Origin of the sequence: Aciduricibacillus chroicocephali, from assembly GCF_030762805.1 — a bacterium.
In the GTDB taxonomy this organism is placed as follows: Bacteria; Bacillota; Bacilli; order Bacillales; family Amphibacillaceae; genus Aciduricibacillus; species Aciduricibacillus chroicocephali.
The window spans coordinates 2,422,797-2,448,642 of sequence record NZ_CP129113.1; the positions used below are offsets into that span (position 1 = coordinate 2,422,797).

Consider the following 25,846-nt stretch of genomic DNA (forward strand, 5'->3'; position numbering starts at 1 on the left):
ATTCAGTTAGTTGTTCACGAATTCTAGTACATTTAAGGGCTATTGGACTCTGTTTATTAGCCGAATCCCGACTTTTATATATCATCTATTCACCCAAAACAAACCCTCCGCACCTTACCAGGGCGGAGGGTTTGTTACCTAGCGTATAAATTTTAATCCTCCACCGACAAATGCAGCGGTAGCAATTCCTCCAAGTACAAGTACGATGAAGCTGCCAACCTGGACTAGAGATAACGCCCAGAGTACAACCGCAGTTACTGCAGTGAATATAACTAATTTGCTGAAGAAACTCCAACTGCACGGGGCTAGCGAGAGTTTTGTTCTGGCAAATAGCAAGAGCAACAAAGTATTTACAATTGTGCTGATAATTGTTCCCCAAGCAATTGCTTCAGCTCCAAGTGAATCAAGGAAAACCTTAATCACAAAGATATTAATGCCGAAAATAGAAATTATACTTAGTATAATCGGCAAAACCGTATTTTCCAAAGCATAGAAAAAACGTGTTATATAAGTGTTCAGAGCAAGAGCAAGGACGGTAAGTGCGAACAGCTGCAACAATGGATATGTCGCATTCGTCGAATCAGAGCTGAAGCTACCATATTGGAAAATAAACGAGATAATCTCTTTTGCAAAGAACATTAAGAACAAGCTAGCAGGGAGCAGAATGAGTGACAACATTTTAAAACCTTTACGATAGGCAGATTCAAGTTTAACCGTATCCCCTTCACCAGCAGCCTTTGCAAGCATTGGATAAACAATTGTCGTTACGCTTGCCATAAGGACGGCTTGCGGGAACTGTGTCATTTTTGATGCATAGTTCAGTGATGCAATTGCCCCGCCATCGAGTCCAGCCGCATAGATTCGTTGAATGATTAAGTAAAACTGGATTGATGCCCCACCGAAAATAAGCGGTATTACCAGCTTTAAAAAACGGCCAGTCTCGGGCATTTTATGAAATGCAGGCCTGAGCGACATCAATTTTTGATGATACGTATAGTGCATAAGAAAAAGCACCATTACAATAGCACCGACTGAGGCACCAAGCGCATATGAATATGTCATAAGCCACGGTGTGAGTCCCGCTCCGATAACTAGATAGACAAGGTTGAATAGGAATGTTGAAAAGGTGCTCAACCGGTAATTTTCAAATACATTATGTAAGCCCGACAGAACGATTGAAAGCGCAAGGAAAAATGTCGCTGGGGCAGTCCATAGAAACATTTTACTCGTCAGGTCAAGAGCTTGGGGATCCATCCCTGAAAAGAACAGATTGACCCAGAATTTTGGAAAAATCATGAATGTGAGAGTAATCAGACCGATGATGAGCGCGAGCCTTGTGAAGAGTGCTTGGACAAAACGTTCCTTCGTCTCTCCTGAAAGCTTCGTGTATATAGAGATGAACGCCGTTGTCACAGCTCCACCGATTACAAGGTAGATAAAATTTGGAATTGTAAATGCTGTGATAATGCTATCGGCTTTATATGTCGTTCCATATTGGTAGCCGATAATGACTTCACGCGCGAAACCGAGCAGACGAGCAAGAATGTTGATGAGTGTTACGGCACCAACAAGTTTTAGAAATCTTGATTTGAACATGTCTTTCTTTACCCTTCCTTCTGTTGCAGCTTGCGGTTGAGTTCCGGCAGTGATTCTTTTAATAGATCAATTCCTGAGCCCTGAGTGGCTGCAATATTGCCGGGAACGTTGGCGAATACTGAGCATGTATTTTGCCAGTCTGACTGTATTCTTGTGAATATTTTGCTGAACGCTTCATCAGTCTTATGCAAGGCTTCGATTGAAATAAGATTTTCACTGCATCCTGCCTGCTCCATGAATGAGCCCACTTTGCGATGGTACCCGATTGCGATGGTAGGCTTTTTGGCGACAGCGGCGAGTATGATAGAATGCAGTCTTGTTCCAATAATGACGTCTTGCTCTGAAATGATTTCCAGAATGCGGCGGTAGTCATGCGGGCCGTTCTCGACTGTGCAGCGCTCCCCGTTACGCATATGCTCTCTCACCCGCTCCGCTACTTCCGCGTCATACGGTTGTTTTGTAGCGAAAAAGTGAACATGCGTCTCCGGGTTTTCGCTTAGCAAGCGGTCCAGATTTCGTGCCATTCCTTCTATGTAATTCGTGTAAAGCTCCTGGTTCTCATCTGGCCAATAGACTCCGTCATGATATGGCAAAACGGTTACGCCGATATGGAGCGGGCGCTCGTTCACCGTTATAGCGGGTGGTTCCAAAGCAAGCGCAGGATCTGGAATAACAGAGACAGGTTTGCCGATATGGAGCGATTCTATTAATTCGGCGGAGTCCTGGTCACGAACAGTGATGAGTGAAGCACCTTTGCCGAGTGTATGAAGGATTCTTTTACCGAAAGTAGTAGCAATTGGACCAGCTCCCGCTCCATAGACAATGTACGGAACGCTGGCTTTACGCGCCATCCACCCATACAGCGCAAACATAACGACGTTCGTTTTGTACAAATCCATAAGAATACCGCCGCCGCCGATGATGACGAAGTCGAGTTTTTTTATACTGTTGTAATTCCTTCGCCAAGCTCCCATGACTCTTCCGAGCAATGATTTTTCAGTGGAAAAGAGCGGGCGTGCCGTGACATTGTGAAGTGCTTCTGTATTTGCAGGATTTTTACTAAAAACGACCACTTCGTCCCGCTTAATGCCGAGTTCCTTATCCAGCTGATGCAATATCCCCGCCAGAATTGCCTCGTCTCCTTCGTTGTGATTGCCATAGTTGCCAACAATTCCGACCGTCAAGGCCCATCTTCCTTTCTACATTAACGTCCTATCCCCACCACATTGCTAGAACGAATAGCGACCAAGCGGAAGCTACGACACTGATTGTCATTGTGATCGGGAATATGACGAGAAATCCATTCTTGTCCAGTTGTCCTCTATTATGGGATGAATAAATGATATAGAGCGTCATAACGTATAGCGCTACGCTCACGATTGTGAAAATAGTCACATAGTAAACCGGTGCTACTACTGTAAGTATATGGTCATGTAAGAGATAGGCTAGGTTCTGATTGAAGAGCGCGAGCGCTGTTGCAGCCAGTACCATAAGTCCGATTAGAATTTTCCTGTTCATAGGCAACTCCCTTTTAATAAGTCCTCTCATTCTATCACGCAACAGCCTTTTCCAGAAACGATTATCCTATGAGTATCAGTTAATATGCTTCCAGAATCGTGATATAATGACAGAAACAAGCTTTTTTGAGGAGATTTGTGCATGAAAAGCATCAAATTTGGCAAAACACCAAAGAATCTGCGGGAATTGAAACCGTTTATAAAAATAGCTGAAAAAGTTAATGAGATTGAACCTCAATTTATGAGTCTATCAGATGAAGAGCTGAGAGCAAAAACAGATGAATTCAAAGAACGCCTTAAAAACGGCGAAACGATCCACGACCTGGCACCTGAAGCCTTTGCGACAGTACGCGAAGCTTCCCGACGAGTGCTTGGCCTGCGTCATTTTGACGTGCAGATCATTGGGGGTCTGGTACTCCTCAAAGGAAACATTGCGGAAATGCGTACAGGTGAAGGGAAAACGCTCGTCGCTACTCTTCCAGCCTACCTCGTTGCACTTGAAGGAAAAGGCTGTCACGTCATTACAGTTAACGACTATCTAGCGACCCGTGACCGTGAACTGATGGCTCCAGTGCATGAGTTCCTCGGGTTAACAGTTGGCTTGAACGTGCCGGAGATGGACACTGCCGCTAAGAAGGCAGCGTACAATTGCGACATTACATATGGTGTTGGTACAGAATTCGGCTTTGACCTATTGCGCGACAATATGGTGAACAGCTTTGAAGAGAAGGTTCAGCGTCCTTTCCACTTTGCGATGCTGGATGAGGCGGACAGTGTACTCATTGATGAAGCGAAAACACCACTCATCATCGCGTCTAAGGATGTCGGCAGCAATCGTCTTTACAAAGTCGCTTCAATGGTCGTGAAGAACCTTAAGAATGAAGTCGATTACACATTTGACCGCGAGATGAAGGTCGTGCATTTCAATGATTCCGGTATTGATAAATGTGAAAAGACATTCGGTGTCGATAATTTGTTTGATCTGGAGCATAGCCAGCTGCTGCACTGCCTATTGCAGGCACTGCGCGCGAAGGTACTCTTCCAGCGCGATATCGACTATATTGTCGATGAAGGTGAGATCAAGCTCGTCGACATTAATACGGGCCGGGTTATGGAAGGCCGTTCTTTGAGCGATGGTCTGCACCAGGCGATCGAGTCAAAAGAAGGCTTGAAAAATACGGACGAAAATAAGACGCACGCTTCGATTACAATCCAGAACTACTACCGACTGTACCCTCACCTTTCCGGTATGACCGGTACAGCGAAAACAGATGAGGAAGAGATACGTAAAGTGTACGGCATGGACGTTATTAACATTCCGACGAACAAGACGAACTTGCGTATAGACCATCCGGATAAAGTGTATATGACGAAGGAAGAGAAGTATGCGGCAATAACCAAAGAAGCACAGGCTCGTCGTGAAAAAGGCCAACCTGTCTTAATTGGTACGTCTTCCATTATCGAGTCTGAAGAAATTGCGAAGCGCATGGAAAATCAAGGCATCCAATTCCAGCTTTTGAATGCAAAAAACACAGAGCTTGAAGCGCGCCTTATTTCTGTCGCTGGTCAACATGGAATGATTACAATTGCGACGAATATGGCTGGCCGCGGTACGGATATTATTCTCGGTGAAGGTGTGGCAGAGCTTGGAGGTCTGCACGTAATCGGTACGGAACGGAATGAATCTAAACGAATTGATGACCAGCTAAAGGGTCGCTCTGCACGTCAAGGAGACCCGGGTTCGACTCAATTCATTATCTCGCTTGAGGACTATCTGTTTGAACGCTTCGCAACAGAGGAACTAGAGCGTTTGTTACCGAAACTGAAACCAGATGCAGATGGTTTGGTTCGCTCAAAGGCCGTATACAAGCTTGTCGATTCTGCTCAGACAATCTGTGAAGGTGTCAACTACCAGATGCGCGAGTACAATTTGAAGCTGGAAGATGTACTGAACAACCAGCGCGACGTTATGTACAAGCTTCGAGATAAAATTCTGCTTGAAGAAGACGTGATCGGATTCATTGGCAAGCAGACGGAGAAACTTCCAGAAGAGATTATCGAGGCATTTTGCCCTGATGAGGCTGATCCTCTTGATTGGGATATCGAGCAGCTGGAAGTTGAGCTGAACAGTGTCTTGCTTCCAGATGTAGAACTCGAAAAGGCAGTTGGAGAGATTCCTGATCGGGATCTGATTCTCCAGTACGTTGAACCAATTGCCGAGAAGCATCGCGAGGAGCTTGCTGGGTTCGCCGAAAATGAAGATTACCAGCATACAGCACGTGGTATTTCACTGTTTGTTATTGATAGTTTCTGGCAGGATCATCTTGATACGATGCAACAGTTGAAGGAAGGCATGGGTCTGCGCCAGTACCAGCAGGAAGATCCAGTCACCCTCTTCTCCAAGGAAGGGTACGAGCTTTTCCAACAGCTTTTCCAGGATATCCAGTATGAAATGGCAATACGCGTCAACAGCTATATGATCCGTACAACGAACGACTATAATGAAATGAATGATGAAGGGGCGGAAGAATAATGGGATTTAAACGACGATTAAAGAAAAATAAAGAGAAACAGCAAGGCAAAACTGTCGACGCGGCGGACGTACTCGCACAACAAGAAGCGGAGGCACGTGAAGCATCGGATGAATTCGAAACTGAAGTCTACATTCCGTCTGGGTGGGATGTGACGGAGGAAGAGCGTTATGTCTACGCATTCCATAATTCACAGGCACCGAAATTGAAGAAAAACCAAATTTCCATCTATAGCATGGAATTGCTTGAGCAAGGTGATGGTGGTGCGGTGATCACAGCGTTGGTGAGAAACTCCGTTTCACAGCCGATCAAGTTTGAAGATCCGACAATTTTATTGCTCGGTCCGGATAAAGAAGTTATTGCACGCAAGAAGTTCGATTTGAGCGTGCTTGGCGATATCTCTGCGTTCAAAGCAGTACCTTGGAAGTTCTCTTTCGATGCTGAAGATTTGGAGCCAGGTGCGAAGTTGCCAAGTGATGACTGGATGCTTGCTTTTGAGCTGAAGGCTGAGCACTCGCTCGATTTGGATAAGACTTGGGAAGAGTCAATCGCTGAGGATACGCGTGAAGCACTTGAGAAAATAGTTGCCGATGCGCCGAAACTGAAGCCAGGTGAACTGAACTTCATGGGGCTTGAAGCGCAAGTAAAGGATAGCGGCGACCTCGTTGTGACGTTCTTGATCCGTAATGGCACAGATAAAAATGTGAACATTGAACAGCTGCCGATGGGATTAAAGGATGCGACAGACGAAGAAGTTGCACGCGGTGTGTTCAAGCTGGAAGATTTCACAGTGAAAGCAAACACAAGCAAACCGTGGTCCTTCATCTTCCCAGAGAGCATGGTATCGAAGAAAGATCCAGATTTAAGCCGTTGGAATTTGTATGCATTGCAGTAATAGTGAGTTTAAGGCTTCTGCACACATATGGTGTGTGCGGAGGCTTTTTTTACTTTTCTACTATTTCATATTCGAATTCTTGAAGATATTCCAGCATAGAAACAAAAAATAACCGCCCTCTTAATAGCGGTTATTTTTTACGCGTATTACGTTGTTTTCGGGAAATACGTGTTTCTCTCATATCAAAGGCATTTTCCAGCTGAGCGCGGACGGCTTCCTCTTGTCCAACTTGAGTCATTTCAATTTTTTCTTTTTCGGTATCTGGTTGTTTACTGATGAATTGGATACCGAATGTAATGATGAGCCACTGGAACATCGCAATAGAAAAATTGTTTTGAGTCATTGTAAGTTCTAGATTTTCATAAACGAGCAAGCCAAGCATGAAGCATGCAGACCAGCGTGCAGCAAAACTCTCAAGATTGCGATTGAGCAATTTCCAAATGCCGAACAAAACTAGCAGCATGATAACGAGCCCAACAATGCCATTTTCCAGCAATACTTGCAAATAGAAGTTGTGCGCTGTAAGACGTTGCTCGGTGAACATGCGCGCATCTGCCCCAACACCATGGCCAAGTAGTGGTTTAGCCATGATTTCACGGAAGATCTGCTCCCAAATTTCTATACGTCCGGAAAATAAGTTTTTGTTAAAGATAGAGCGACTTAAATCGTTTAGAACATTGCCAATTGATGTTGTCTTGAGCCATATGTAAATACCTATAAACGCCATGTTCCCAAGAAGTATTAAGTAGAACAGATAACGAAACTTACTTCTGAACAACTTCAAGAACAAGGCCGCGCAAGCAGTTATAAAGATACCAATCATTACTGAACGAGCACTTGTGGCGTATATAAGAGCAAGATTTCCAAATGCCAGCAGAATGTATAGGATTCTTGCAAATTTTCGACTATAAACCAAGGCAAGTACCGAGAAGAAGAACATGCAGTACAGCAGAACTGCATAATAGTTCTCTAGCGCATAAAATCCTTTATAAGATACAAGATTGAAACCGTCATATGCCCATTTCACCAAAAACAGAACTAACACGACTCCATTTATCAATCCGGCAAATCTGACATGACGAACCCGGAATTTCCAACTTGCCCCTCCAAGAATGAAAAGCCATAGCAAAAGAACTTGAAGCAGGTAAAACCCGCCTTGATACTCATGACCATAGCGAAAATATCCAAAAATCTCTACTACTAACAATAGCACAATCGGTATATAGATTGGTTTCAGCGAGACTGTTTCCGAAGCGTCACTGATTAATGTTTTCACTAAATGGAGAAACATAAGCAAAAGAGTGACGGTGATAAAGCTATTCCCCAAGTCACGCGGCAAATCATTTGGCATACGGAAAAACGTATTCAAAAATAATAAAATTAAAATTATCGAGAAAAATATAAGAGATTTCACCGAAACAGAACGTTGCATTTAATCAGTCCAAACTTTGTTGATTGATTTTTTACACAGTTTAAATATTATCATGAAATTGGTAATTTGGACATGTCGATTGGAGTCCACCTGTCATTCTTCGATCTTATCCGCGCTATTCGCCCTTATGGAAAATGCAGCTAATTGTGAGCTGTTTCTTCACAAATTTTCAATTGGAGACAAAAAACTTCCGCACATCAGCTGTGCGGAAGTTTCACCAAGATCAATGCCCCAAATAAGCTTCCTGAATACTCGGGTCGTTCATAAGTTCCGAAGCCGGACCATGTTTTACAACACGGCCTGTTTCCAGTACATACGCGTAGTCAGCGATTTTCAGTGCTTGGCGTGCGTTCTGTTCAACGAGTAAAACAGTTGTGCCTTCTTCGTTGATTTCCTTAATGATGCGGAAGATGTCCTGGACGATAAGTGGTGCGAGGCCCATGGACGGTTCATCGAGTAAGAGCAGCTTCGGCTTTGACATGAGGGCGCGGGCAATCGCGAGCATTTGCTGCTGGCCACCGGACATAGTGCCGCCGAGTTGGTCCTTGCGCTCACGCAGGATTGGGAAGCGGTCCATGACACGCTCGATGTCTGCTTGGACTTCTTTATCCTTCCGGACGTAAGCGCCCATTTCAAGGTTTTCCTCAACCGTCATGCCGGACAAAATTGCACGGCCCTCTGGTACTAGGGAAAGGCCGCGGCGCAGCATCTGATCCGGCTTTTTGCCAGTGACATCTTCGCCGAGGAATTCGACACGACCGGAACGCGGACGCAACAGGCCGACAATGGATTTCATCGTAGTCGTTTTGCCTGCTCCGTTTGCTCCGAGGATTGTCACAATGCTTCCCTCTGGTACTTCGATGCTCACATCACGAAGAGCCTGTATATTGCCGTAGTAAGTGTTCAATTTATCCGCTTTGAAAATGGTCATTTTTCATCCTCCTCTTCCTTGCCGAGGTAGGCTTCGATAACTTCCGGGTTGGCGCGAATTTCTTCCGGTGTGCCGAGTGCAATCTCGCGTCCGAAGTTAAGGACAGCAAGACGGTCGCAAATACGCATGACGAGCGGCATATCGTGCTCGATCAGGACGACGGTAATCCCTCTCGCCTTGATTTTCTGAATGAGATCAAAAAGGTCATTCGTCTCCTTTTCGTTCATCCCGGCTGCGGGTTCGTCGAGCAGGAGCAGCTTCGGATCACTAGCAAGTGCGCGGGCAATTTCCAGGCGGCGCTGCTGTCCGTAAGACAAATTATCAGCGAATTCGTCTGCTTGCTCAGAAAGCCCCACAAGTTCCAACAAACTGCGTGCACGATCACGAGTAGCGGCTTCCTCCTGCTTCTGTTTCTTCGTACGGAAAAAGCTTGACCAGACACCGGAGCCAGTGCGCGAGTGACTTCCAACTGTGACGTTCTCCAGCACTGTCATATCCGGGAAAAGACGGATGTTCTGGAACGTCCGGCATATCCCCTTTTTCGTAATTTCAAAAGGCTTCAGCCCGTTCAGCTTTTCCCCAAGGAATGTGATTTCCCCAGCTGTCGGCGGGAACATCGATGTAATGATGTTGAACATCGTCGTCTTCCCAGCACCGTTCGGACCGATCAGTCCGAATACTTCACCCTCGGCGACTGAGAAATTAACATCCGTTAATGCTGTGATTCCGCCAAATTGCTTGGCTATATTTTTCACTTCAAGTACTGTCATGTTCAGCTCGCCTCCTTCTTGCTTTTGGCAGCTTTTTTGTCCTGTCGATTGCGCTTAAATCGATAAAGCACGCGATGGTCGATAATTCCCTGTGGACGGAATGCCATCATGACGACGAGCAGGATTCCGTAAATCATGTAACGGTATTCTGCAATGCCTCGCAGGAATTCTGGAACGGCTGTGAGGAATGTTGCACCGAATACTGGCCCCCATACAACTTCACTTCCACCGAATACGGCATAGATAAGAATGTCGATTGCACGATGATAATCAAAGTCAGACGGGCTGATATAACCTGTCACGTGCGCGTATATGGCACCCGCAAAGCCGGCAGCCATCGCCCCCTGTACAAAAGCGAGCACTTTGTAATACGTAATGTTGATCCCCATTGCTTCAGCAGCACGTTCATCCATCTTGATTGCCGCGAATGCACGGCCGACACGTGAATGGTTTTGTCTTCTGAAGAAGATGAAGATGACGATTGCGATAACGAGTAGAAGCAGGAAAACGAGCAAACTGCCGAGTGCGTTTGAGCGCAAGCCGAACTGCGAAGCTTCAATACCCATGTTACGCAATGAATCTGTCAATTCGCGACCCAAATTTGGGATGCCGGAAAGACCGACTGCCCCCATCGTCACACTATCCCAGTTGACGAAAATGACACGCATTACCTCACCGAATCCCAGTGTTGCGATTGCGAGGTAAACCCCTTGCAGACGCAAAGTTGGAATTCCGATAATGAGACCGAAGATCCCTGCAAGCAAAGTACCCGCAATAATACCGACGAGAAGCGGCATTTCATACGTATACGTTAGAATACCGGATGCATAGGCTCCGATTGCCATGAAACCAGCGTGACCGAGTGAGAGCTGGCCTGTTGACAGTGTCACGTACATGCCGAGACCGAGAATAATGTTGATCAGAATGAATGTCAGTACTTGTAAATAATATGGATTAACGAGTTCCTGTAACATTTTTCAATCACCGCCTTGCTTCCGTTGATGAGCCAAAGATGCCTTGCGGGCGGACGAGCAGGATAACGATAATTGCCATAAATGCAATCGCATCACGGTAGCCCGATTCGCCGAACATAACGACGAGTGTTTCTGAAAGGCCGAGAATGAGACCGCCGGCCATAGCGCCGCGGACATTGCCCATACCGCCAAGGATAATGATTGCGAGTCCTTTTAGCCCCATGGAGAGTCCCATCTGCGGTGTAACCGAGTTGAATGCCATACCGACTAGAATACCGGCGATTCCACCCATTACAGAAGCAATGATAACTGTCATTGTAATCATTTTCTTCGTGTTAACTCCAAGCAGGCTGGCAGCATCCAAATCTTCTGCACTGGCACGTAGAGCACGTCCTGCCTTTGTTTTTGAAAGCCAGAAAGAAAGTCCAATCATAAGTAGTACTGCAATTATAAAAATGACGATTTGCACTGCATATATTGTAATGCTCCCAACCTGGAAGCTTACTTCTGAGAAAGATGTGCGGAAAGGCTTATTGCCTGCTCCGAACAATTGATGTGCCAAATTTTCAAGGAAAATGGAAACCCCGATTGTACTGATTAGTGGTGCAAGATGCGATACACCTTTTTTGCCGCGGAGCGGGCGCAATGCGAGCAGTTCGAGCAGGAAACCAAGGGCTCCTGATACAACGACTGCGACAAGAAATGCGACGGGCAGTGGTAGACCGAATGTGCTCGTTGCAACGACACCCATGAAAGCACCGAACATGAAAATGGATCCGTGCGCCATATTAATGATGCCGAGGACCCCGAAGACGAGCGTGTAGCCGAGCGCGACGACAGCGTAAATACTGCCGAGCGTGATGCCGTTGATTAGCTGTTCCCAGACCATGGGTTTCACCTCTATTGTTTTTTCTAATAAAAAAGCCTAGAGAGAGCGGTATCCGCTCCCTCTATCTTCATAAAGTCAATCTTATTTGAATTCCTGGAATTTGCCGTCCTTGATGATGAGGACAGTTGGCTTCATTACGATGTCGCCCTCTTTGTCGAATGACATCGTGCCAAGAATACCTTTGAAGTCTTTTGTTTTGGCCAATTCATCGCGGATTGCGTCCGGATCATCACTGCCTGCGCGCTCAATTGCTGCAGCAAGTACATACAATGCGTCATACGCTTGAGCTGCGAACTGGTCCGGATCTTTGCCGTATTTATCTTTATATTTTTTAACGAAATCTTTTACTTTTTGGTCGTCTTTACCTGCGAACCATGGTGTTGCTACGATCAAGCCGTTAGCCGCATCGCCTGCGATATCGATAACTTGTGGTGAGTTAAAGCCGTTACCGCCTACGAATGGAACGTCAATGCCCATCTTGCGCGCCTGATCCATGATTACTGCACCTTCATTGTATAGCGCAGAGCAAAGGATCATGTCAGGCTTCGTGCTCTTGATTTTTGTAAGCTGTGCTTTGTAATCAGCTTGTCCTTGCTGGAACTTCTCAGTAGTTGTAACTTGAAGACCTTGCTTCTTAGCTTCGTCTTTCATAACATCATAGCCGGACTTTGTGAAAACATCGTCGTTTCCGTAAAGGATTGCGACTTTTTTCGCTTTATATTTTTCTTTTGCTGCTTTAATTGAGGCTGGGATTGCCTGCTCCTCAGGAATTGAGTTACGGAAAACATAATCCCCGATTTGTGGAATTCCTTTTGCAGTTGTAGATGTACCGATAATCGGAATACCACTGCTGTCTGCAGTCGGACCGACAACTTGCATTTCAGTACTTAGTGTTGGACCAATGATTGCTGAAACATTTTCAGAGTTGATTAGCTTTTCAGCAGCAGATTTAGCCTGGTCTTTTTTACCTGCTGAATCTTCTGTAATTAGCTTGATTTTTACGTCGCCTTTATCGTTGATCTCTTTGTTAGCGAGTTTCAAACCATTTGTAATTGCTTCCCCATAGCTGGCGCCTGAGCCGTTCAGCCAAGAAATAACGCCGACCTTTACTTCTTTGCCCTTGCCGCCGGACTTGGAGTCCGAAGAACCGCCGCCACAAGCTGCGGTGAACACAAGAGCTGTAATGGCGATAAGCATAAATAGTGCTTTTGAGAATTTACCCATGTGGCTCCCCCTGTTTCTTTGGTCATACGATTATGACTAAATTTTTAGATGATTTATTCATTTTACCGGACTTCTGTTCTATTGGCAATACTAGTTTACTAATTTGTCAGAATTCTTTATTGCGGAGAGGAATTGTATTTGCGGAGCTTGGGGTGATCGGATTGGACAAGTATTCTACTAATGTCGGCGAGCTTTCTATTGGCTGGAGCGCCGAATAGGCCTCCTTTCTCCTTTACACTAATCTGGCGCCCCCTAGCTCGCCTCACTTCCAAACACCAAAAACCCCAGACGCAGGCAGGCGTCCGGGGTCTCGAAAAACTGCTATTCTATCGCTTCTCTAATCTGCTTCACATAGAAGTATCGCACGAACAAGTAGTATACGACTTGGATTACGAGGAAGCTCGCAAGTACGGCGACGGATTCCTTTACTAGATTGTAGTCGAACATATGCGAGAGTGCAGTGAGTGCGACGGCTCCGTGTATAAGAGCGACAACCATCGGTGCAAAGAAGAGCAAGGCTGTTTGGCGATTGGCGACACGCTTCATTTCGGAAGTGGTCAAGCCAATCTTCGAAATTGCGCTGAACTTCGCTTTGTCTTCGCTCAGATCTGTGAACAGTCGGAAATAAAGGAAGCTTCCTGCTGATACAAAGAAGACAATTCCGATGAACAAGCCGATGAAAAGTGCCGGCCCATAGGCGACTTCAATCATATAGATGATCGCGTCGATTGATTGGAATGATCCAGGCTGGAAGTGCTCGGACAGTTTTTGTCCTGTTTTGCGCACTTGTTCGGGATCGCTCCCTTTTTTCGCCTGCCAGATGAAGAACTTACTTTCATTTACTGGCTTCGGAAGTTTGCTGTAAACCTCATTGCCAGCGATAAAGAAGGAGTCAAAATGCTGCAAAGCTTCTGGTCTGATGCTGTAGGTCGGCTTCAGCACTTTTCCACCTTGAAGTTTTAAACCTTTTTCCATCAGCTCGGAGGTGCGTGTGTCTTTCATCATGTTGGCAGCACTCTGCTTACCGACAATGACTTCATTCTTACCAATCTCAAGCGGTTTCTCACCGATGAGACGGGCAGCTTTGTTGTAGTCCGATGCCTTTACGACGAGTACACCTTCGTCATCCCCTTTTAGAGGATACGTGTTGTCCCGTAACATTGTTCCATCAGCCTCTATACCGTCCTTTTGCATCACCCGGCTCGCATATCGAATATCCTGTTCAAAATCAGACTTCTCATCAAAGTTGAAAAACTGATACGTGAACGGATTCGCCTCACGTACACCCTTAGTCAAATAGGAATAGGTGCCGAACAGCGCGCCAATTGCACTGAAGGCTACAGTCGAAATGATAGCGACCATGAAGAAGGAACGGGCGTTATCTTTCATCCGGAATGACAAATCGGAGAACAGGATCATATTTGTCTTGTTCCAGAAAATACTTTCCTTTCGCTTCATACGACGGATGATGAAAACGCTAAGTTGCGTGAACAGCAAGTACGTGCCGAGTGTAACAAGAATGACGACTGGCAGAAGTGCCATGACGACTTGCACGCCTCGGACATAAAGCGCAATTCCGTATCCTGCAATGAGCAGGATTGCCGCTAAAATAGCGAGAAATGCACTTGCCTTCGGTTCACCTTTTGATTTGCGGTCACTCTTGATTAGGTCAATCAACTTGCGAGTTCGCAAAATGAAAGAAACGAAGAATGAAATGAACAGGAACAGAACAATAAATGAAGCGAATGTGACAATTGCTGCCATCCAAGGCCAGTAGAAGTTGAGCGTGGCGTCAATAATTAGCACATTCTCTGCTATCATGAGAATCAATTTGGCAAAAATAAGTCCGAGTAAAATCCCACTTATCGTCGCCAGAAGACCGATCAGCATATTTTCCATAAATATCATGAGACGGATCTGTCCTGTGCTCGTTCCCTGCATCATGAGTAGGCCGAATTCCTTTTTGCGCGACTGCAGGAAGGCGCTCATGGAGTAGAGTACGAAGAAGAACGAGAATACGTAGATGATGCCGCCGGCAATGCCCAGACCGACCAAAGCATCCTTGTTAAAGTCAGCGCTCTGGAACGACGGATGAAAGGCGAATATAGCAAATGTGAAAAACACCATAACCGTAAACAGACTGCTTAGAAAATAGGCGGCGTAGAGACGTTTGTTACGGAGGACGTTGTTAATCGCGAACTGACGAAAAGTCATTGTCGTTCCCTCCCAACAAGGAAAGCGTATCGATGATCTGCTGGAAGAACGCTTTCTGACTCTCTCCGTTGTAAATCTCGGAATACAGCTTACCGTCACGGATAAATACAACGCGATCCGCATAGCTTGCAGCTTGAGCCTCATGTGTAACGAGTAGCATCGTCGTCTTGTCTTCTCGATTAATCGTCGTCAGCAGTTCCATGACATCCTTTGAAGCTTTGGAGTCAAGGTTCCCTGTTGGCTCATCTGCAAGCAGCAATTTCGGCTCATGGATTATTGCCCGGGCAATCGCTGCTCGCTGTGCCTGACCTCCCGAAATTTCATACGTTCTCTTGTCAAGAATCGCTGTAATACCTAGTTTTTCTGCAATGGCTCGTGACTTTTCCTTCATCTCTCTAACACTTCTGCCATCCAAAGTGAGTGGCAGCACCATGTTTTCCTCAACTGTCAAAGTATGAAGCAGGTTAAAATCCTGGAAAACAAATCCGAGTTCCCTGCGACGGAATTTTGCGAGATCATTTTTCTTCAGGCGATGCGGATCCTGGCCTGCGATTTTGATTTCTCCAGTTGTCGGCTCATCGATTGTTGCAATCATGTTGAGCAATGTCGTCTTCCCGCTCCCGGATGGCCCCATGATGGCGACAAATTCCCCTTCCTCAACTTGCAAATCAATATCCGTCAGCGCGCGGTAGGCAACTTTCCCTTCATATACTTTGCCTGCTTTTCGAACATCAAGCATTTTTAAAACTCCCCTTTCAATCAATCTTTCTGTTTACAGTCTAACGCGCGCTGACCAGTATCTGCCATCGAACTATCTTTCACTTACCTTACATTGGTGTAAGGTTTGCGTCGGACTAAACACGATGCGGAATGACGATCCTTCTCCGACTTCAGAATCCATTTCGACCTTATGCCCGAGTCGCTTGCACACTTCCTTCACAAGATAAAGGCCCATGCCGGTTGACTCACGGTATTTGCGTCCATTTGTACCCGTATGGAATTTGTGAAAGATGCGCCGTCTATCCTCTGCGGGTATCCCGATGCCTTCATCAAGAACTTCCAGAACCGCAGAACTGCCACGTTTATAAATACGGATATCGATATGACTGCTTTTGCCGGCAGAGTATTTAACCGCATTCTGAATAAGCTGCTCCAAGATGAAAAATATCCACTTTTCATCAGATTCAACTGTAATGTCTGCCTGCTTTTCGTCGAGTCTTGGATAGACAGAATTACGAATATAGAAACGTTTATTTTCGGCATTTACTTCCTTCACGACCTTTGCGAGCTCGACTGGTCGAATACGAAAATCATGCTCAATATTGCGCAACCGCGCCATGTAAAGGACTGTGTTGAGGCCGCTCTTGATCCGCTCCGTTTCCTCGCGAATATTGGAAGAATCCGGTTCATCTACATTCTGCGCCGTCAACTCAATGACCGAGAGTGGCGTCTTCATCTGATGCACCCAGCGGTCGATAAATTCCAGATGCTCCTCTTGCCGTTCTTCCGCCTCGCGAATTTTCTTCGCATAGAGCTGATATTGCTGCTTCAGCATAGAGTCGAGATGCATTGCTGCCGGGGAGCGATCCGTCTTTTCCAGAGACTCTTCCAGCTTCGTGATCCCTTCCTCCAGTTTCGCATAATAATGGCGCCGGCCGAGATAATGATATGTAAGATAGGCGATTAGGAAGAAAATTTGCAAGAATATCGCATAGGCAAGGGCTGAAATGTTTCTGAAACCGCCCAACCATAGCACGAGAAAAATTACCCCAGCCTGAATGAACTGGACACAAATAAGCAGAAAATGTTCACGAAGAAACAACTTCATCAAGGAGCCTCCTCCCATGTCACATTAAGCCGGTATCCTGCCCCTCGGACAGTTTCAATCGCTTGCTCAATCCCGAGTTCCTGCATTTTTTTCCGCACGCGGGTGATGTTCACATTAAGTGTGTTTTCATCAACGAACGTTTGCTCATCCCAAAGTTTTTCAAGCAGGTCTTCTCTCCCCGCGATGCGCGGATACCGATCCATAAGCGTTTCGATAATATCAGATTCCTTCTTAGTCAGGCGCACTTGCTCATTTCCGAAACTAAGCTCGTAACGTTCCGGAAATAACTTGAGCCCATGCATCTCCAGAATCCGCTCCTCACGCTTGTTTGCATATTCTCCGTATGCACGGCGCAACTGGCTGCGTACTTTCGCCATGACGATGTCCGGATGAAACGGCTTCGTAATAAAATCATCACCACCATTTTCAAGTGCCATCACTTGATCCATCTCACCAGTTCGCGCCGAGATGAAAAGCACCGGACAAATCGAATTCCGGCGGATCTGTCGGCACCAGTAGTAGCCGTCGAACTTCGGCAAATTGATATCAAGAAGTACAAGATCAGGATTGAACGCACTGAACTCATCCATTACGTGGTCAAAATCTTCGATGATGTTTGCAATGTATCCGTATTTTTCAATGAAAGATTTGAGATGTGCAGCGATTTTCGGGTCATCTTCAATGATTAGGATTTTCTGCATATAGTGATTGCCTCCTTTGGAGTGGGAATTCTACTGCTTTTCTGTTTTATTCAGTCACTTTCGGTTCGAATTCTAACTTTTGATTCTATCAATTCTCCGGAGAATTCCGCATTCAGGCTAAGAAAAAAATCCGAATGCAGCGACATCCGGATCTTTGTTTTGTTGCTTATTATATCAGATTGTAACGTTTCCTTTTATGACGAGGATACGCTCTGAATAAAACGTCAGCTTGTATCCATCGCTATTCCGCTCTGCTTCCATATAGACTTCATCACCAACTAGGACAGGTGCGTGGAAGGTGAAATCGGTTTTAGACAAATCTGCTTCTTGCAGCAAACCAGCCTCTTGCAAAATCGCCAATCCTCTCGAAGCGACAAGCATGCCATGAGCACAAGGACGCTCGAAGCCAGCCTGCTTCGCTGCATCTGAATCAAAATGAATCGGATTCCAATCCCCGGAAAGTTCGGCATATGAATATGTATCTGTCTCACTTATAACAAAATTATATTTCACCGAACCACCCCGCCTGTTACGAGTTTGGCACAACTTCTGAAGCAAAGGTCTCCCGTTTCTACATTATAAATCTCCAAATGCTCCTCTAGAAACGTCTGACCTCGTCGTTCTTTCACATTGACAACTTCTAGTTTCGCCATATAGTCCAGCTCAGAGAAAACCGGCAAGATCCATTCATTCTCAAGCTTCCTCAACACGACTGGTGGCTCATAACGCCAGCTGAGCTTAATTTGTTTATATGAGAGATTTGCCATCATTCCAGGAACAACTTCAGAGCTGTCCAGCAGTCCGACAAGCTGTCTGTAAACGCTAGTTTCCTCTTTTGAAAAACGCACGATTTGCTCCACCCTCATCTTAGCACCTCGAACAGAACCGCCAGCCCGATTCCACCACCACTTCCAATCGCTGCGACGGCATATTTTGATCCGTGCTGATCAGCAGTGTGGAAAAGCCGAGTGACGAGCACCGCCCCTGATGCTCCATAAGGATGTCCGATTGCAAGCGCTCCGCCATACGGATTGATGCGTTCTGACGGGATGCCAAGCGTCCCTGCGATTGCACATATTTTTGATGCGAATGCTTCATTAATTTCAAATCGGCCTATATCAGCCACACTCAGTCCGTTCCGTTGAAGCAACTCCCGGATTGCTGGGATTGGAGCGGCTCCAGGTAAATTAGAGTCAGCACCAATTACGAAACTATCTGTAAAACGAAGCACAGGCTTCAAACCGTATTCACGGGCACTTTGGCCTTCCATGACAACGACAGCAGCGGCTCCATCATTGATCTGACAGCTGTTCGCCGCAGTCACAGTCGCTCCTTGCACATCAACAAGCGGACGAGCTCGAGAAATAATGCGAGCGATGTTGCGCTCTTTTGCCAATGCTTCATCGACCTGCCCATCGACGATTTCACGTGAGAAAGTTCCTTCAGCAAAAGCTGCTCTGCTCCGTTCATGGCTTTCTCGAGCAAATGCGTCCTGTTCCGCTCGCGCAATACCATATTCTTTCGCCACATTCTCTGCTGCCGGAACCATGTCCGGGTCGCCAAACCGGTCTGGTGCAAAGCGGGCTCGTTTCGGAAAAGGCGAAGTGCTTGCACTCTCGACACCACCAGCGATAAAGCAATTCCCAGCACCTGCTTGTACCATGAGAGAAGCGAGCCGGACAGCTTCCAACCCTGCACTGCATTGGCGGTCAAGTGTCAGGCCGGGTACATGGACTGGAAGACCCGCCTCCAGCGCCGCTACCCGCGCAACATTTCCACCCGGTCCGACAACATTGCCGAGCAGCACATCATCAATTTTTTCTTCTATTCCTGAAGCAAGTGGACCGATAACAGAAGCTGCAAGTTCATAAGCTTCCTTCTCACGATGAATGCCGTTCACTTTCCCAATTGCAGTCCGACCTGCTCGGACAATGACCGCCTCTCTCATTCACTTCTCTCCTTTCCAAATCGGTCACGAAGTTCCGCTCGCGCAACTTTCCCACTTGTTGTATAAGGCATTTCTTCTATGAAATAAAATTGGCGCGGCACTTTGTACGCTGCAAGTCCCTGGCTTTTGCACCAGCGTTGCAGTTCCAGCTTCGTCGTCTTGCCTCTAACTACAGCTACAGCAATTTCTCCCCAATAGGCATCCTTGCGACCGATGACTGCTACTTCATCCACATGTGGACAACTCCCCAGCACCCTCTCGATCTCTTCCGGGAATATATTGAGGCCTCCGTAGAGAATCATGTTTTTCTCTCTTCCGGCGACATGAAGATATCCACGGTCATCAAGCCAGCCCATATCATCTACAGTAATAAATCCACGCTCATCACGAATATCCTCTAAATTATGATTTTCACCCAAATAGCCGTCAAATAGTAAGCCGCTTCGAACAAAAATTTTCCCTGTTTCACCAGCTTGCACTTCGGTTCCATCATTATCTCGGATTTCAATTCCCACACCAATGCAAGCCTTGCCTACACATGCAGGATGGCCAGACGTTTCTCCCTCTGCCATTACCGTGACAAAACTAAGTTCACTCGCTCCATATAACTCAAATGGCTGGAATCCCAGTTGAACGAGTTTTGCTTTAACACTTTCCTGCCATTTCGCTCCTGAGGAAATCGCTTTAACAGCGCATGGCAAATCACTTATACCTTCACGGATCAATGCTTCCACCATCGTAGGCACAACATAGACCGTATGGATGGATCCTGATTCCAGCAGTTCTCTTACACTTAAAGCATTGAATTTCTCCAAAAGGATGACCGTTGCACCAGCGTGAAGTGCATGAATCGCTCCATATAGAAAATGGGATGAAATAAGAGATCCTGGAACAAGGATTGTTTCCGTTCCTAATACACCAAAGTCTTTTTCACTACACTGAAAACTATCTACCCACGACCTTTGAGATCGGACAAATGCTTTTGGCAATCCGGTTGTCCCTGACGTAAATCCCATATAAAATGGCCCAGACTGAGAATACAAATGAGCCATACACCCAGTGGGCATATGGCTAATTTTTTCAAGACATTCCGGCAAGGTAATAGGATTCAAACGCTCAGCGAACATTTCGTCGGGTCCAATGACGATCGACGGACGAGCTACTTCTAACCGCACTGCGATCTCCTGTTTTGTCCATTTACTGTCGAGCGGCAAGGCTGTCCAGCCAGCATGTGCCGCTCCTGCGAACAGCTGGAGAAAAGGGATGCCATTCGGTATGAGAAAGGCGATCACTTTTCGCGAAGCCTCTAATGAATGTAACCAGTTCGCCGTTCTTTCAATACGCTCATGCCAATCACCATAGTTCACTGCCTCTTCCCCGCAACGGATTGCCAGCTTGTCCGGCAGCGTATCGGCATGTGTTCGATATGAATCTGTAATCCCCACCATGCAAAATGCCTCCCTTTTTTATGAAGCTTGCGGGATATTTTTCTTTTCTTTCTTGTCCTCTGCAACCATTTTCGCAAAATAGCTGTGATTGCGCAATCGGTAGACGATAATTGAAGCTATAACTGCTTTGACAGCATCACCAGGGATGAATGCAAGACTTGCTACAGCCGCTTCTCCAACACCAATATTCATGATTGCCGCCTGAACAGGAACACCGATCAAATAAATTAGGAAGATACCTACTGTCAAATTAACTGCTAACACATTTGTAATCTTCAAGCTCTTAAACTTAGAGAAGATGTAACCGAGAACAAATGCGGTGATTGGCCATGAAATGAGGAACCCTGCGCTTGGTCCAACGAACACGCTGAACCCGCCTCTTCCTCCTGAAAGCAATGGCAGACCAGCGGCAACGAGTGCCAAAAAGAGCAATAGACTGAGTCCTCCGCGCTTCGCTCCAAGCAATCCCCCAGCAAGCAAAACACCAAGTGTCTGCAATGTAATTGGAACCGGTGTGAATCCGAGTGGTATCGGCGGCATGAGACCAAACGCTGCGACTACAGCCGCAAGCAACGCTATGTATGTCAAATCTTTAACTTTCATTGTACATCCCTCCATTGTTAAACAATATAATAACTGGTTGACGTTATTTATCATAAAATCACAATGACTGATTGTCAACCATTTTATTTATATGTACACAAAAAACTTCCGCCCGCAATTCAGGAGGAAGTTTTTCAGATTAAAAGTTATACAGTTGTGTGTGTATGGCGGTTTCTTCGGTGTCCTGAAGAGACGATAGCGAAGAAGCTGATTGCATAAAGGGCAGCAATACCGACAATTACATAAATGATATTCTCGAGAACAGGCACGCCCCCAAAGATTGCATGTACGAGATTCCAGTTAAATAGTCCGACGAGGAGCCAATTCAAGCCGCCAACGATAACGAGCAACAGTGCGATTCCATTCAAGGCTTTCATTACGATTCCTCCTTTTCTATCGACTTGGTTTTATATACCCGAAGCGTAACCCGCCTAAGCATTTGATTCTCGAAACTTTCAAATATCTGTGGAATAGGGTATAGTGATTTTGTAAAACCTATCAACTGATAAGCGAAAGGGTGAAAGGATGTTTCTTGCCTGGAACGAAATTAAACAGAATAAGCTGCGCTTCGCTCTTGTAATCGGCGTGCTCCTGCTCGTCGCCTATCTCGTATTCTTCCTATCCGGTCTCGCCAACGGCTTAAAAACAATGAACCGTGCCGCCGTTGACAAATGGGATGGTGATGGAATTATTCTGACGAAAGAATCGGATATGAACCTCCAGCAATCCAGCTTCAAGAATGATGAGGTGACCAAGAAAAACGGTGTGAAATATGCCCAGCTCGGTGCATTGAACACAATTGCCACATCTGGAGAAGATTCAAAAGGGGTTGCCCTATTCGGCATTGACCCGGATGAATTCATTATGCCGAAAGTAACCGAGGGGAAAGCTTTTGCGGCTGATGGGGAAGTAATTGCTGCCGACTCCTTGAGAGATGATGGCTTTAAACTCGGTGACACTCTAAAACTGTCATCTACAGATGAAACATTGAAGATTACTGGTTTCACCGACAATGCCAAATTCAATGCTGCTCCAGTCCTATATGGCAGTCTCACCACATATCAAAAAGTGAGATTTTCCGGAGGTTGGAAACAGAACAAGGATCGGATTAACGGGTATGTTGTAAGAACAAAAACACTCGATAAAGTGACTGCTCCGAAACAGCTTGAAGTGATTTCAAATCAGAGTTTCATTCAAAATCTGCCTGGTTACAAAGAGCAGAACCTGACACTTAATTTCATGATTTACTTCCTGTTTGCCATTTCGGCGTTCATCGTCGCTATTTTCCTGTATGTACTGACAATCCAGAAGGTGAGCATCTTCGGCGTACTCAAGGCAGAAGGGCTTTCCAGTAGTTTCCTTGCCCGCTCCGTCGTTGTCCAAACAGCAATTCTTGCACTTACCGGTATATTAATCGGATTCGGGCTCACTGTGCTGACTGGACTATTCCTGCCGCCAGCAGTGCCAGTAGCATTCAACTATCTTGATATGCTCCTATATGGAACTGTGCTGTTCGCTGTCAGTCTACTCGGCGCTGTCTTCTCTGTGCTGACGATTGTCCGAATCAATCCACTCAAGGCGATAGGAGGTTAATTCGTTATGGCTGTACTTGAAATGCATGAAGCAAATAAAGTATTCGGCACTGGCAATACAAAAGTTGAAGCATTGAAAAAAACGGATTTCCAGGCAGAGGCCGGTGACCTGATTGCGGTAATCGGGCCATCCGGTTCTGGAAAAAGTACATTCCTCACTGTTGCCGGCGGACTGCAGGAGCCTACATCAGGGGAAGTACTTATAAACGGAACAAAAATCCGCCAGCTCGGTGAGAAAAAGTTATCCAAAATCCGTCTTCAAGAAATCGGATTTGTCCTGCAGGCGAGCAATCTCGTCCCCTTCCTTACTGTCAAACAACAAATGCAGCTGCTCGACAAGGTAAAGAAGGACAATTTGCAAGGTGAAGAATTAGAGCGGCTTTATGAGGCTCTTGGGATTAACGACTTTCTTCATAAACTTCCGGGTGACTTGTCCGGCGGTCAGCGCCAACGTGTAGCTATTGCAAAAGCGTTTTACGCAAACCCGTCAATCCTGCTCGCAGATGAACCGACTGCCTCACTTGACTCCGACAGAGCCTTCGAAGTTATGGATCTGTTTAAACGCGTAACGAAGGAGAATAACAAAACAACGATTGTCGTTACTCATGACACGAGATTAATCGGCTATTGTGACAAAGTGTACAACATTACAGACGGTGTTTTGAAAGAAGTTGATAAGGAAAGTATACGTGGAGAAGGATAAACTTGAATCTATCATTCTTCATAAAAACAGCCCACGGCATTATGCCATGGGCTGTTTTCTTGATTAAGACGGATTTGTAGACCAAAGTCCGGCTGACTTGATGAAGACACGCGGATGCAACTTGAGCTGATCAACGATGAATTCTGCAAGATCTTCAGGCTGGAGAACTTTTTCTGGGTTGCCGTCTGTAAGGTTTTCCTTGAAAGCAAGGTCTGTTGCAACAGTGCTCGGTGTCAGAGCAGTAACTCGGATGTTATGTTTGCGCACTTCCATGGCGAGTGATTCTGTTAAACCGAGCAAACCAAATTTGGACGCACTATACGCACTCATGACAGGACCGCCTTTTTCCCCAGCTGTGGAGGAAATGTTAATAATGTCCCCGGCTTTCTTCTCAATGAGCTGTGGAAGAACGGCACGTGTCACATTATAAGCCCCGATTAAATTCACTTCGATGATTCGCTTCCACTCTTCTGGATCAAGATCCATAAAGCCGCCGAACTTCGCAATTCCTGCATTGTTGATAAGAATATCTGCTGTTCCTAATTTTTCTGTCAGCTCGGATACGGCTGCTTCCACTTCCTCCAGATTGGAAACATCTGCAGTCGCATAGGCTGCTGTGCCGCCCGCTTCCTCGATTTCACGAACATTTATTTCAAGATCTTCAGCTGTACGCGCAATCAAGCCAACTTTCACACCTTCACGTGCCAGATGGAGCGCAGTCTCGCGTCCGATCCCTTTTCCGGCTCCTGTAACAAAAGCGATTTTACCATTGATGGACTGTGCCAAATCAATCGACTCCTTTTCGTGAATTCCTGTCTATATCCCAAATCATACACTTCCAACAGACAGCAATCCAGGAAAAAGCCCGGAGCTTCTGCGCTCCGGGCTTTTCTAATATTACTTAATATTTTCTGGTACTTTGCGGCTCATTTCTTCGATTTCATCAGCAAGTTCCTTGCACATTGCCTTGTATCGTGAAGAAATGCTTGTCGCAGAAACTTCATACAGTCGAGCAAGTTCAGCCTGAGTCATTCGGCCACCGCGAATTGTCTCAACAAGATAGACAAGTGCAGCTACAGCGACTTCCGGCTTGCGAAGCGTCGGATTTGTACGTTCGCAATACGTTTTCCACAGCTCATTACCAAACTCCTGTGCATAGTCCGGCAAGTCATAGCCAAGTGCATAGGCATGGAATATCTGGGCTACTTTCTCATGATCAGGCGCAAGGCCACTCTCCTGCTGAACTTCTCCCAATTCTGCAAGGTCGCTCTTAACCGTCTCTTCTTCTTTCTTCTGCTCAACTGCTTTGTCAGCCTCATTTGCATTGAGAACCTCATCATTGCTCTCGAACATGAAGCGTTCAATCACATCAAGGAATGAACCGGCCATCCAATCACGTGTATTCTCCGCATTACTGTTGGTGAACAGATTCCGAACCTCATTTTCAATCGTTGCTGTTTCCCCAGAGGCTTCTGGAATATGGAAGAAAGTAGCAAGGAAAACATAACTGTTCCCTGCTGGCAAAATGGTACCGATTGCAATTCCCTTTTCGCGCTGAATCAATCCCTCAGCAGCAGCCTTGACACGTTTCACTTCATTTGTGAACAAGTCTTCAGCAAATACATAGACTCCATCCCAACCAGTAACTCGGAAAACAGATGGAACTGCCTGCTGCCATTTGTTCAAGTGATTCTTAACACGATCAGACAGGGCTTTTTTGCGTGTATCGATATATTTCTGAAGCAGCGTCGTGCCATCTTCGCGTAGAACCGCGTTAATATACCACGTAGCTGCAAAATATTGGTACATCTGTTTCGTCTGGTGATTGAGCGCGAGCCTGTCATAGTACGGCGCAAGATATGCATCGATTTCGCGCTTATGGCCAGACATTGTCCAGCGCATGAGGTCGCGTTGCACCTGTTCCAGTTCTGTCTCGAGAATCAGGTCAATGGATGCAATATTTTTGCCACAGCATTTCTTGTATTTTTTCCCACTGCCGCATGGGCACGGGTCATTCCGTCCAATTCTGGCTTTCTCCATCATTTGTCTC

Annotated in this window: 25 protein-coding genes; 4 read left to right on the top strand and 21 right to left on the bottom strand. The window is 46.0% G+C overall.

The genetic code is table 11. From position 1 onward, the window contains the following. Nucleotides 1-138: 138 nt before the first annotated feature. From murJ to QR721_RS12415, 3 genes are read right to left on the bottom strand one after another with little or no spacing between them, the layout of a single operon-like run. On the bottom strand, nucleotides 139-1,596 hold the full coding sequence (gene murJ / locus QR721_RS12405) for a murein biosynthesis integral membrane protein MurJ (RefSeq protein WP_348027435.1): 1,458 nt from the start codon (nucleotides 1,594-1,596) through the stop codon (nucleotides 139-141). Between the two features lie 8 nt (nucleotides 1,597-1,604). Then, complete coding sequence (locus QR721_RS12410) at nucleotides 1,605-2,780, bottom strand: polysaccharide pyruvyl transferase family protein (protein ID WP_348027437.1); 1,176 nt, start codon at nucleotides 2,778-2,780, stop codon at nucleotides 1,605-1,607. Between the two features lie 28 nt (nucleotides 2,781-2,808). Beyond that, complete coding sequence (locus QR721_RS12415; protein ID WP_348027439.1) at nucleotides 2,809-3,114, bottom strand: hypothetical protein; 306 nt, start codon at nucleotides 3,112-3,114, stop codon at nucleotides 2,809-2,811. Nucleotides 3,115-3,255: 141 nt separating this feature from the next. Here QR721_RS12415 and secA2 point away from each other — a divergent pair, with 141 nt between their 5' ends. Both secA2 and QR721_RS12425 read left to right on the top strand, forming a co-directional pair. Beyond that, a complete protein-coding gene (gene secA2 / locus QR721_RS12420; protein ID WP_348027441.1) occupies nucleotides 3,256-5,646 on the top strand; it encodes an accessory Sec system translocase SecA2 in 2,391 nt (796 codons plus the stop codon). Continuing rightward, entirely contained in the window at nucleotides 5,646-6,539 is an 894-nt protein-coding gene (locus QR721_RS12425) for an accessory Sec system S-layer assembly protein (protein WP_348027443.1), read from the top strand. The genes secA2 and QR721_RS12425 overlap by 1 nt, the downstream gene beginning before the upstream one ends. 130 nt (nucleotides 6,540-6,669) lie before the next feature. Here QR721_RS12425 and QR721_RS12430 read toward each other — a convergent pair whose 3' ends face one another. From QR721_RS12430 to QR721_RS12505, 16 genes are all read right to left on the bottom strand, one after another. Beyond that, nucleotides 6,670-7,815: an O-antigen ligase family protein gene (locus QR721_RS12430; protein WP_348027445.1), complete on the bottom strand. Its 1,146-nt coding sequence runs from the start codon at nucleotides 7,813-7,815 to the stop codon at nucleotides 6,670-6,672. Nucleotides 7,816-8,194: 379 nt separating this feature from the next. Continuing rightward, nucleotides 8,195-8,902: an ABC transporter ATP-binding protein gene (locus QR721_RS12435; RefSeq protein ID WP_348027447.1), complete on the bottom strand. Its 708-nt coding sequence runs from the start codon at nucleotides 8,900-8,902 to the stop codon at nucleotides 8,195-8,197. Next, the gene (locus QR721_RS12440) at nucleotides 8,899-9,672 is read right to left on the bottom strand and encodes an ABC transporter ATP-binding protein (RefSeq protein WP_348027449.1); all 774 of its coding nucleotides are present in this window, start codon (nucleotides 9,670-9,672) and stop codon (nucleotides 8,899-8,901) included. Before QR721_RS12440 ends, QR721_RS12435 begins: the two co-directional genes overlap by 4 nt. Before the next feature lie 2 nt (nucleotides 9,673-9,674). Then, nucleotides 9,675-10,646 carry a branched-chain amino acid ABC transporter permease gene (locus tag QR721_RS12445; RefSeq protein ID WP_348027451.1) on the bottom strand — a complete coding sequence of 324 codons (972 nt, stop codon included), beginning with the start codon at nucleotides 10,644-10,646 and terminating at the stop codon, nucleotides 9,675-9,677. Nucleotides 10,647-10,653: 7 nt separating this feature from the next. After that, nucleotides 10,654-11,535, bottom strand: a complete 882-nt coding sequence (locus QR721_RS12450) for a branched-chain amino acid ABC transporter permease (protein WP_348027453.1) — start codon at nucleotides 11,533-11,535, stop codon at nucleotides 10,654-10,656. 81 nt (nucleotides 11,536-11,616) lie between these two features. Continuing rightward, nucleotides 11,617-12,759: an ABC transporter substrate-binding protein gene (locus QR721_RS12455; protein ID WP_348027455.1), complete on the bottom strand. Its 1,143-nt coding sequence runs from the start codon at nucleotides 12,757-12,759 to the stop codon at nucleotides 11,617-11,619. 321 nt (nucleotides 12,760-13,080) lie between these two features. Next, complete coding sequence (locus QR721_RS12460; protein WP_348027457.1) at nucleotides 13,081-14,973, bottom strand: ABC transporter permease; 1,893 nt, start codon at nucleotides 14,971-14,973, stop codon at nucleotides 13,081-13,083. Continuing rightward, on the bottom strand, nucleotides 14,948-15,712 hold the full coding sequence (locus QR721_RS12465) for an ABC transporter ATP-binding protein (protein ID WP_348027459.1): 765 nt from the start codon (nucleotides 15,710-15,712) through the stop codon (nucleotides 14,948-14,950). The genes QR721_RS12460 and QR721_RS12465 overlap by 26 nt, the downstream gene beginning before the upstream one ends. A 72-nt stretch (nucleotides 15,713-15,784) precedes the next feature. Continuing rightward, a complete protein-coding gene (locus tag QR721_RS12470) occupies nucleotides 15,785-16,801 on the bottom strand; it encodes a sensor histidine kinase (RefSeq protein ID WP_348027461.1) in 1,017 nt (338 codons plus the stop codon). Beyond that, nucleotides 16,801-17,502, bottom strand: coding sequence for a response regulator transcription factor (locus QR721_RS12475; RefSeq protein WP_348027463.1), 702 nt, complete (start codon nucleotides 17,500-17,502; stop codon nucleotides 16,801-16,803). The genes QR721_RS12470 and QR721_RS12475 overlap by 1 nt, the downstream gene beginning before the upstream one ends. Nucleotides 17,503-17,676: 174 nt before the next feature. Beyond that, nucleotides 17,677-18,015 (bottom strand): MaoC family dehydratase, encoded by a 339-nt coding sequence (locus QR721_RS12480; protein WP_348027464.1) that lies wholly within the window; start codon nucleotides 18,013-18,015, stop codon nucleotides 17,677-17,679. Next, nucleotides 18,012-18,350, bottom strand: coding sequence for a hypothetical protein (locus QR721_RS12485; protein ID WP_348027466.1), 339 nt, complete (start codon nucleotides 18,348-18,350; stop codon nucleotides 18,012-18,014). The genes QR721_RS12480 and QR721_RS12485 overlap by 4 nt, the downstream gene beginning before the upstream one ends. Before the next feature lie 14 nt (nucleotides 18,351-18,364). Further along, on the bottom strand, nucleotides 18,365-19,450 hold the full coding sequence (locus QR721_RS12490) for an acetyl-CoA C-acyltransferase (protein WP_348027468.1): 1,086 nt from the start codon (nucleotides 19,448-19,450) through the stop codon (nucleotides 18,365-18,367). Further along, nucleotides 19,447-20,898 carry an AMP-binding protein gene (locus tag QR721_RS12495; protein ID WP_348027470.1) on the bottom strand — a complete coding sequence of 484 codons (1,452 nt, stop codon included), beginning with the start codon at nucleotides 20,896-20,898 and terminating at the stop codon, nucleotides 19,447-19,449. The genes QR721_RS12490 and QR721_RS12495 overlap by 4 nt, the downstream gene beginning before the upstream one ends. An 18-nt stretch (nucleotides 20,899-20,916) precedes the next feature. Further along, nucleotides 20,917-21,501, bottom strand: coding sequence for a biotin transporter BioY (locus tag QR721_RS12500; RefSeq protein ID WP_348027472.1), 585 nt, complete (start codon nucleotides 21,499-21,501; stop codon nucleotides 20,917-20,919). A 146-nt stretch (nucleotides 21,502-21,647) separates the two neighbouring features. Continuing rightward, nucleotides 21,648-21,878 carry a DUF378 domain-containing protein gene (locus QR721_RS12505; RefSeq protein WP_348027474.1) on the bottom strand — a complete coding sequence of 77 codons (231 nt, stop codon included), beginning with the start codon at nucleotides 21,876-21,878 and terminating at the stop codon, nucleotides 21,648-21,650. Nucleotides 21,879-22,026: 148 nt separating this feature from the next. Here QR721_RS12505 and QR721_RS12510 point away from each other — a divergent pair, with 148 nt between their 5' ends. Both QR721_RS12510 and QR721_RS12515 read left to right on the top strand, forming a co-directional pair. After that, nucleotides 22,027-23,094, top strand: coding sequence for an ABC transporter permease (locus tag QR721_RS12510; protein ID WP_348027476.1), 1,068 nt, complete (start codon nucleotides 22,027-22,029; stop codon nucleotides 23,092-23,094). Between the two features lie 6 nt (nucleotides 23,095-23,100). Beyond that, complete coding sequence (locus QR721_RS12515; RefSeq protein ID WP_348027478.1) at nucleotides 23,101-23,796, top strand: ABC transporter ATP-binding protein; 696 nt, start codon at nucleotides 23,101-23,103, stop codon at nucleotides 23,794-23,796. 63 nt (nucleotides 23,797-23,859) lie between these two features. Here the strand turns inward: QR721_RS12515 and QR721_RS12520 are convergent, their stop codons facing one another. Then, complete coding sequence (locus QR721_RS12520) at nucleotides 23,860-24,582, bottom strand: 3-ketoacyl-ACP reductase (RefSeq protein WP_348027480.1); 723 nt, start codon at nucleotides 24,580-24,582, stop codon at nucleotides 23,860-23,862. Nucleotides 24,583-24,693: 111 nt separating this feature from the next. Next, the gene (locus QR721_RS12525) at nucleotides 24,694-25,836 is read right to left on the bottom strand and encodes a YecA family protein (RefSeq protein WP_348027482.1); all 1,143 of its coding nucleotides are present in this window, start codon (nucleotides 25,834-25,836) and stop codon (nucleotides 24,694-24,696) included. Nucleotides 25,837-25,846: the final 10 nt, after the last annotated feature.

Excerpts from the sequence above, each read along its gene's own strand:
- QR721_RS12470 (WP_348027461.1), bottom strand. The coding sequence starts at position 16,801 with ATGAAGTTGTTTCTTCGTGAACATTTTCTGCTTATTTGTGTCCAGTTC.
- QR721_RS12525 (WP_348027482.1), bottom strand. The coding sequence starts at position 25,836 with ATGGAGAAAGCCAGAATTGGACGGAATGACCCGTGCCCATGCGGCAGT.
- QR721_RS12415 (WP_348027439.1), bottom strand. The coding sequence starts at position 3,114 with ATGAACAGGAAAATTCTAATCGGACTTATGGTACTGGCTGCAACAGCG.
- QR721_RS12460 (WP_348027457.1), bottom strand. The coding sequence starts at position 14,973 with ATGACTTTTCGTCAGTTCGCGATTAACAACGTCCTCCGTAACAAACGT.
- QR721_RS12505 (WP_348027474.1), bottom strand. The coding sequence starts at position 21,878 with ATGAAAGCCTTGAATGGAATCGCACTGTTGCTCGTTATCGTTGGCGGC.
- secA2 (WP_348027441.1), top strand. The coding sequence starts at position 3,256 with ATGAAAAGCATCAAATTTGGCAAAACACCAAAGAATCTGCGGGAATTG.
- QR721_RS12490 (WP_348027468.1), bottom strand. The coding sequence starts at position 19,450 with ATGAGAGAGGCGGTCATTGTCCGAGCAGGTCGGACTGCAATTGGGAAA.
- QR721_RS12450 (WP_348027453.1), bottom strand. The coding sequence starts at position 11,535 with ATGGTCTGGGAACAGCTAATCAACGGCATCACGCTCGGCAGTATTTAC.
- QR721_RS12510 (WP_348027476.1), top strand. The coding sequence starts at position 22,027 with ATGTTTCTTGCCTGGAACGAAATTAAACAGAATAAGCTGCGCTTCGCT.
- QR721_RS12475 (WP_348027463.1), bottom strand. The coding sequence starts at position 17,502 with ATGCAGAAAATCCTAATCATTGAAGATGACCCGAAAATCGCTGCACAT.
- QR721_RS12515 (WP_348027478.1), top strand. The coding sequence starts at position 23,101 with ATGGCTGTACTTGAAATGCATGAAGCAAATAAAGTATTCGGCACTGGC.
- QR721_RS12500 (WP_348027472.1), bottom strand. The coding sequence starts at position 21,501 with ATGAAAGTTAAAGATTTGACATACATAGCGTTGCTTGCGGCTGTAGTC.
- QR721_RS12445 (WP_348027451.1), bottom strand. The coding sequence starts at position 10,646 with ATGTTACAGGAACTCGTTAATCCATATTATTTACAAGTACTGACATTC.
- QR721_RS12465 (WP_348027459.1), bottom strand. The coding sequence starts at position 15,712 with ATGCTTGATGTTCGAAAAGCAGGCAAAGTATATGAAGGGAAAGTTGCC.
- QR721_RS12440 (WP_348027449.1), bottom strand. The coding sequence starts at position 9,672 with ATGACAGTACTTGAAGTGAAAAATATAGCCAAGCAATTTGGCGGAATC.
- QR721_RS12455 (WP_348027455.1), bottom strand. The coding sequence starts at position 12,759 with ATGGGTAAATTCTCAAAAGCACTATTTATGCTTATCGCCATTACAGCT.
- QR721_RS12435 (WP_348027447.1), bottom strand. The coding sequence starts at position 8,902 with ATGACCATTTTCAAAGCGGATAAATTGAACACTTACTACGGCAATATA.
- QR721_RS12495 (WP_348027470.1), bottom strand. The coding sequence starts at position 20,898 with ATGGTGGGGATTACAGATTCATATCGAACACATGCCGATACGCTGCCG.
- murJ (WP_348027435.1), bottom strand. The coding sequence starts at position 1,596 with ATGTTCAAATCAAGATTTCTAAAACTTGTTGGTGCCGTAACACTCATC.
- QR721_RS12425 (WP_348027443.1), top strand. The coding sequence starts at position 5,646 with ATGGGATTTAAACGACGATTAAAGAAAAATAAAGAGAAACAGCAAGGC.